Annotated in this window: 7 protein-coding genes; 3 read left to right on the plus strand and 4 right to left on the minus strand. The window is 43.2% G+C overall.

All coding sequences use genetic code 11. The features are described 5' to 3' along the window. Positions 1-50: 50 nt before the first annotated feature. From IQ244_RS25325 to IQ244_RS25340, 4 genes are all read right to left on the minus strand, one after another. Entirely contained in the window at positions 51-758 is a 708-nt protein-coding gene (locus IQ244_RS25325) for a hypothetical protein (protein WP_193899101.1), read from the minus strand. 138 nt (positions 759-896) lie between these two features. Then, entirely contained in the window at positions 897-1,061 is a 165-nt protein-coding gene (locus IQ244_RS25330; RefSeq protein ID WP_193899103.1) for a hypothetical protein, read from the minus strand. Between the two features lie 117 nt (positions 1,062-1,178). Continuing rightward, positions 1,179-1,634 carry a hypothetical protein gene (locus IQ244_RS25335; RefSeq protein WP_193899105.1) on the minus strand — a complete coding sequence of 152 codons (456 nt, stop codon included), beginning with the start codon at positions 1,632-1,634 and terminating at the stop codon, positions 1,179-1,181. Between the two features lie 246 nt (positions 1,635-1,880). Beyond that, complete coding sequence (locus IQ244_RS25340; protein WP_193899106.1) at positions 1,881-2,057, minus strand: hypothetical protein; 177 nt, start codon at positions 2,055-2,057, stop codon at positions 1,881-1,883. 177 nt (positions 2,058-2,234) lie between these two features. Between IQ244_RS25340 and IQ244_RS25345 the strand changes: the two genes are divergently transcribed. The 3 genes from IQ244_RS25345 (at position 2,235) to IQ244_RS25355 (ending at position 6,990) form a co-directional block, all read left to right on the plus strand. Further along, positions 2,235-2,651 (plus strand): plasmid mobilization protein, encoded by a 417-nt coding sequence (locus IQ244_RS25345; RefSeq protein ID WP_193899108.1) that lies wholly within the window; start codon positions 2,235-2,237, stop codon positions 2,649-2,651. After that, the gene (locus tag IQ244_RS25350) at positions 2,626-4,164 is read left to right on the plus strand and encodes a relaxase/mobilization nuclease domain-containing protein (protein ID WP_193899111.1); all 1,539 of its coding nucleotides are present in this window, start codon (positions 2,626-2,628) and stop codon (positions 4,162-4,164) included. Before IQ244_RS25345 ends, IQ244_RS25350 begins: the two co-directional genes overlap by 26 nt. 1,245 nt (positions 4,165-5,409) lie before the next feature. Next, positions 5,410-6,990: an ATP-binding protein gene (locus IQ244_RS25355; protein ID WP_193899113.1), complete on the plus strand. Its 1,581-nt coding sequence runs from the start codon at positions 5,410-5,412 to the stop codon at positions 6,988-6,990. The last annotated feature ends 120 nt before the right edge of the window (positions 6,991-7,110 follow it).

Raw genomic sequence — 7,110 nt, forward strand, 5'->3', positions numbered from 1 at the left:
ATAAAAATTTCTGATGAACACAGCTTTTAGATTCCCTTGTCATTGCTCCTCTATTTAGCTCTAGCAGTGACACCTTTTTCATAGTGCAAAGTGTAGACACCAGTAGCGCGTAGCACTCGATACCACATTCCCAACTGACAACCAGTAGAAAGTGCTTTACTCACGTTCATCTTTGCTACCTTTAATGGTTCAGGTGGTAAATCGCCATAGATGTCGCGGACAATCGCATCACTGTGCAGATGCAAATCAGGACGGCGGCGCATCAGAATCAAAATGGCATTTTGTACAGAGTATTCTAGAAATTCGGGCAGTAGTGGTAAAGACGTAGGTTTTCTTTTTGTAGCAAGTTTGGGGATGTCAGATATATCTATTTCATTTGTAGAAGAGTCCCCTGATTTGTCTTCTGTGATGGTTGGTTCGCTCTGGGACGTTGCTCCCGTTTGCTCACCAATTGCTGAATTATTTATCGCTGTGTTTTCTTCAACAATATTTTGCTGTTCAAAATACTCATCTTCAATATCGAGATCATCTTCTTGAGTTAAATTCTGCTGAAGAAAAACTTGTGTGGAGTGGAAATTAGATAAACCTCTAGAGGTAGAATACATCTGTTCTTCTGTTGCGTATCCTCTGATTAGAGCATCTAGAGCATTCATCTGGTTGTGAACAAGTTTGAGGCGGCGTTCCAACTCAGCCGCTTCCAAAATGTAGCGTTCACGTTCTGCTTCTAAGAACCTAACAATCGATGAATATTCAGCCATAGGAATGATTAATTGTCTTTGAGGTAACAGACTTGTGGAAAGTAAGGAAGTTGTTGTTCAGGCTCACATTCGCGTCATCAAACAGAGAGCCTATCGCTTTGTGTGTAAGCAGTGCAATGAGGTGGTAGAACGCATCTGCTACCCATCCCAACCAAAGTATTGTGAACGCTGTCGTCCACCAAGGTCTACATCAAACCCACCTTCTACTCCTAAGTTAGTAAAATCTAAGGAGAAATTACCCATATCTATAACTGATGATTTAAGAGTTGTTGGCGAGTGAGATTTAATCGTGCTTAAACTCATCAATGACAAACTCCACTATTGCTGCTTGTGAAATTGGGTCACTATAGCAGTCATAATTCAGTCAGCTTATCTTTCATCATCACTGGAAATTTTTGGCACCAAAGCTGACCTGTTTGGTTAGCTTTGTGGTTCTGATTTCTCTTTTTGCTCCTCTCCTGCTGCCTGTTGTTTTTTACTCTTGCCCTTCGTACTTTTTACAGTTGGTTCTGCTGATACCTGACTGCTGGCTTTTGTTGTTGGCTGATTTTCAGTAGTGGGATTTGATGACGTGGTATTATCCTCGCTTGGCTCTGCCTTGTGACGGCGACGGCTGCTTTTTTTCAACTCCCCTATCAAATATTTAATTCTGCTGCCACTCAAATGAATACCCAGCCCCTTCAGCATCTCTGAAACTTCATCGTAAGTGTAGCCGTACTTGTCAGAAGTCAGCTTCTCAATGTACCGCCTCATTTTCCGAATTGCGTCTCTGTCCGAGATATCTTCTCGCTCTTTTGGTTTTTGTTCCTTCAGCAGTTCGATTGCCTTATCAATCTTGCCCTTAGTGATTACTTCTGAATTCTGATGTTCAGCCATTGTTATCTCATGAATACCAATTAATTGTTAATTATCTCTTGTTTGAAAAAATCTGATTCAAAATCCTAAAAAAATTTGACTATTGCGGCTACGCCGAATCGCCTTTTTCTGTGGCGGCTACGCCGTTATTTTTACCCAACCTGATGCTTTAAAAAAATCGACTATTACGGCTACGCCGAATTATCCTTTTGTATTACAGCTTCGCTGAATTATCTTATTGTGTCCCAGCTTCGCTGTTATTATCCTTCAATCTAAGCCAAAAAATCTAACTATTACAGCTTCGCTGAATCTAGAATTTTCATATACCAGCGTCGCTGTATTTACTTCCTCTGCTACGGCTACGCCGAACCAAAACTTACCTCCTGTTTGATTTTTGAAAATTCCGGCTACGCCGTTGATATATCCCTCTGTACGTTGTAGCATTGACAGCAGAACGGCTACGCCGCCCCTCGGCTCCTGGGGTCTGGCAACCTCACCCCCAAAATCCGGCTAGAAGCAAGCCATGTCTTAAAGCTAACGCTTTACCTCGCTGCGCTCGGACGACGGCTTGTTCAAGGGGGAGTACCCCCTTAAAAAACCCCCCTCGTGTTGTCCCGAAAAATGGTCAATCGCAAGCAATCAAAAAGACTTGTCAGAAAACATCTCTTCTCACTGAGGCTGAGTGATATCGAACTGGACTTGCTGCGTTTGAAATCAGCAGATGCGGGAATGTCAGCGAGTGAATTGATGAGGCGTAACGGATTACTGCGACCACTGCCCAAACGACTGAGCAAGATTAGTTTAAAAACATATTGGGAATTAGGACAAATTGGTAACAACTTAAATCAGCTTGTCAAAGCCACCAACACAGCCATAAAGATGGGGCGTACTCCACCAGCCAACCCAAAACTGTTAGAAGAACTTTTATTCGTGTTGCATCAGTGCAGACGGGACATTGCACAAGTTGACACCGAATCGGACGACTGGGAAGAAGATGAGGAGGGGGAAGAAGATGATTGGGAAGCAGACGAAAGGTAGGGGTTTTCGTAAACTGTTAAATTATTTGCACAACAGCGAAAATGCCAAGCTGATTGGCGGTAACATGAGTGGCAGAAATCCTAGAGAATTAGCTAAAGAATTTCGGGTGTCTCGACAACTAAATCCAGATGCCGAACGTGTTGTTTATCATGTTTCTCTGTCAGCAGCTAAGGATGATGCAATCTCTGAAGATAAATGGTGTGAAATTGGCAATCGCTACATGAAAGAGATGGGTTTTGATGCCAATCAGTACGCCATCTTCCGCCACGAAAACACCGACGATGATCATGTCCACATTGCCGCCAGCCGAATCAAAATGGACACAGGGTTACTGGTCGATGATTCCTGGGATTATGTACGCTCTGAAAAAGTGCTGCGGCAGATTGAAATTGACTACGATTTAGTTCAAGTTCAAGGCAGTAGAGAAAAACTGAATCGGACACAAAGCACAGGACAATTTCGGCGCATTCAGCGAGAGCAAGAAGAATATTCGCACGGTAGGCGTGATACTCCACCAGAAACCAGTGTTAAAGAGTCAATTCAGCAGACAATTGACCGCGCAACTGTTGATCATCCCCAGATGCCCGAATTTATAACGCGGTTGCAGCAAGCTGGTATTAGTGTAAGGACAGGATTTACCAGGAATGGGAAGTCAAAAGGTATTTCATACCAGAAAGATGGAATTGCTTTTAGTGGCACACAATTAGGTGCAGTTTACACCTTCCCTGGTTTGCAGAAATATCGTGGTGTTGACTACCAACCAGAGCGTGATGATGAGCGCATTAGTCAACAGCTATTAAACCCAGCTAAACCACTGCCAATTGAGCAGATAGAAAAGCAATTTCTTGAGCTTCAACGGAAACAGCAACAGCCCCAATTCACGCCACCAGCAGAAGATGAAAGTCTGCGCCCAGTATTGCAGAATTACCTCACTCAAAAACGAGGTCTAACCAATTTCCTTGTAGGGGCATTACAACGCCAGGGCTTAGGTTACATCGACACGCAGCAGCAGCATCGGGTTGTTTTTATCAAGCGCGATCTCAACGGTGAAAAGTCAGGCGCACTGGTTTGGGATACCCATCGAGAAGACAATCGCTGCATGGAATACCCTGAAAATAGCGATCGCTCACAGGGGTGGTTTCACTTAAAATTGGGTGGAGGGGTTGACTCCCAAATCGAGAGAGTTATCTTGTGCGATTCCCCAATTGAGGCGCTCTCAATTGCACATATTGATAGGGATGCACACAAAGGACAACCACCAGTTAGAACAATGTATATGGCAGTGGATGACCCGAACTCGTTGCCCCTTGAATTGCTCAAGAATGTGAACAGAATTGCTTTGGCATTTAATAACGATGAACAGGGCAACCAAACAGCCCAAGTTGTTCAAAAAATTCTGCCGCAGGCTAAAAGAGTTGAACCGTCTGGGCGGACTTGGAATGAGATTTTGATTGAAGCGCAGCAGCGAGAAATGCTTTCTCAGAAACAACGGTCTAGGGGTTTTAGTCGATGAGTCGTGTTGCGCCGACGAACTCGTGACCACTGCGCTCAATTAGGCGGTGCTGGGACGGGGCAATAGTTTACTCGTGGGAAGCCTAGTTTATAAAAGCCCCGCCCAGCACTCCGCGTTGCCGCCTAATTGCCACGAGTTCTTAAATCTTCTTAAATATCAATGTGAGTTTTGTATAGAGATAAATCTATGCTGTACTAGCAATAATCCATCAATTACTTATAGAGTTTCGTGCAAGTAAGAAACTCAGTTAAGAAAAATTTGATAATTTCGCTCGATACCTTTGCCTATAAGATTTCTGTGACCCATTATTGTGCAACTTCCTTGCTCGGTCGCTCCTCGCAAGCTGGGGCGGCTGGGGGGGAGAAAGCGGTGATCGCCTTCGGTGATGTCGTTTTTAGAGACTATGACGACAACTGAACTCTTTTACGCATAGCCAAGATTTCTTCACGCATAAGCTCAAACTCTTTTACATTATCTCGGTTTACGTCAGCTATCTCTTTTTTGGCTGAGAGTGCTTTATTTTGATGTTTCATTTTTATAATTTAATTTTTAAAATCTGATTAAAGTCTATTTTGAAGCTGTTATTAACTTGATAAAAATTAAATATATTTCATAATAGGGGGGAAAAGTAGCGAGTTCTTGGGTAGCAGTTAGGTCGAGCGGGAGATAATACTCCCCCTCGACCTAACTGCTACCCTTATTAAGCCTTCTTAAATATTAATATGAGTTTTGTATAGAGATAAATCTATGCTTTGCTATCAAGAATTAATCAATTATTTATAGATTTTGGTGTAAGTAAGAAACCGAGTTAAGAAAAATTTGATTACAGCACCCCCTGGAAAATAAAGCTCTCAAAGGCTTTCAGCGATAGGGTTCTCCCAGTCTGACACAATAGGCTTATTCAGTAACTTTCAAACTCTTCCTTCAGAAAGTAACAAATGGTACGCGATTTGTCATAATGTTTGACTTGTGATCTGAAAAATAGGAATAGACGATTTTAGAAACTAAGCGGTTAGAAATTGCAGATTTAACCCACGAACTTCGGCAATAATTCAGTCTTTCTCAAGAAAAGCTTGCTGCCACTTTTGGGTTTTCGCTCTGAACTGTCAATTGCTAGGAGAAAGGATAGGCAATGCCTTTATAATTGGCACTGAACACTGAAGCAGATTGAAGAAAAGTTACGAAATTTTGATCAATCAGGACAGGAACTGCTGAACAAATATTTCTTAGAACGGGAGTATTTTAATGACGGATGAGTCAGTAGAGCAGATATGTTTAGACGATATTCTTATCACTGAAGAGTTCTTCCGTCGAGTACCCAGAACCAGTAACCTTAAAGAAGAGAACGATGCACTTCATACCTTGGTACGGCAACTAGTTGAGCAACCCCAAGTTCTCCTCAGAAAGCTTGTAACAATCGTCACTCAAATGTGTCGGGCAGAAACAAGCGGTATCAGCTTACTTGAAATGAATCCTAGTGGGGAAGATATCTGCCGTTGGGTTGCAGTAGCCGGGATGTTAGAAGCATATCAACAAACTCCTACTCTTTACACCTTTAGTTGCTGCGGTATCTGCCTAGAACGTCAAGCTCCACTTCTGTATTCCTATCCAGAACGGTATTTCACCTATTTGCAACAGTTTAAGCCCATAATCGTCGAGTGTCTGGTGGTTCCTTTATTGATTAGTAATCAACCAATTGGCACGATTTGGATTGTATCTCACGATGAGCATCGATGTTTTGATAGAGAAGACTTGCGGCTGATGACAAGCCTCGCAAATTTTATAGCCGCCGCTTTTTACAGTAGCAAGGCCAGTCAAGCATCTGAAGAATCTGCACGCAGCGAACGAGCTGCTCGTGCCGCTTCAATAGCGGCACGAGCAGCAGAAGCTAACAATCGTCTCAAAGATGAGTTCCTCGCTGTTCTATCTCACGAACTGCGTTCCCCCCTCAACCCGATCCTAGGTTGGGCAAAACTCTTACAAACCCACAAATTTGACGAAGCAAAGACGGCTTATGCTCTAGCAACTATTGAACGCAATGCCAAGTTGCAGTCTCAGCTGATGGAAGATTTACTCGAAGTTTCCCGCATTCTCCAAAACAAGTTCAGCCTGAATCTCAAATCTGTTGACCTGTCCGCTGTTATTGAAGTAGCACTTGATATTGTACGTCTATCAGCTCAAGCCAAGTCAATTCAACTGAAGACGAAATTTGCACCGAATGTAGGGCAGGTTTTGGGCGATCCCAGTCGTTTGCAGCAAGTCATCTGGAATTTGTTGTCTAACGCCGTTAAGTTCACACCGTCTGGTGGGCAGGTGGAAATACGACTTGAACGTGTAGGGACACAAGCACAAATCCAAGTGAGTGACACAGGTAAGGGTATCGAGCCAGAGTTTCTGCCTTACGTGTTTGATTACTTCCGTCAGGCTGACAATAGCACAACGAGAAGCTTTGGCGGCTTGGGGCTGGGTCTGGCGATCGCTCGTCAAATCGTTGAACTGCACGGTGGAACAATCAAAGCAGAAAGTGAGGGAGACGAAAAAGGTGCCATCTTTACTGTACTGTTACCTATCAGCAGTACTGAGCCTCAATCAAGTGAAGACAAGGGGTTGCCTAAAAAATTCCTTAATCTTCAGGGGGTAAAAGTGCTGGTCGTGGACGATGAAGTTGATAGCCGGGACTTACTAGTATCGATTCTAGAAGAGTATGGTGCTTCTGTGCGTGCCTTCGCCTCAGCTTCGCAAGTACTAGAAAACTTTTCACTTGAGAAGCCAGATATTCTTGTAAGTGATATTGGGATGCCAGAAATGGATGGCTACATGGCGTAAATAGAAGGTTCGTGCAACCAGGGGCAACCTTGTAAATTTCTGTAAAAATGACCCATTTTTTAGCCTTGATTGATAAGAAATACAAATGATAACTTTGCCTAGTTCGTCTCATTTTAGGCA

The sequence above is a fragment of the Nostoc sp. LEGE 06077 genome (assembly GCF_015207705.1).
Taxonomy (GTDB): Bacteria; Cyanobacteriota; Cyanobacteriia; order Cyanobacteriales; family Nostocaceae; genus Nostoc_B.

Coding starts and splice junctions, on each gene's coding strand:
- IQ244_RS25325 (WP_193899101.1), bottom strand. CDS start 758: ATGGCTGAATATTCATCGATTGTTAGGTTCTTAGAAGCAGAACGTGAA.
- IQ244_RS25330 (WP_193899103.1), bottom strand. CDS start 1,061: ATGAGTTTAAGCACGATTAAATCTCACTCGCCAACAACTCTTAAATCA.
- IQ244_RS25335 (WP_193899105.1), bottom strand. CDS start 1,634: ATGGCTGAACATCAGAATTCAGAAGTAATCACTAAGGGCAAGATTGAT.
- IQ244_RS25340 (WP_193899106.1), bottom strand. CDS start 2,057: ATGCTACAACGTACAGAGGGATATATCAACGGCGTAGCCGGAATTTTC.
- IQ244_RS25345 (WP_193899108.1), top strand. CDS start 2,235: ATGGTCAATCGCAAGCAATCAAAAAGACTTGTCAGAAAACATCTCTTC.
- IQ244_RS25350 (WP_193899111.1), top strand. CDS start 2,626: ATGATTGGGAAGCAGACGAAAGGTAGGGGTTTTCGTAAACTGTTAAAT.
- IQ244_RS25355 (WP_193899113.1), top strand. CDS start 5,410: ATGACGGATGAGTCAGTAGAGCAGATATGTTTAGACGATATTCTTATC.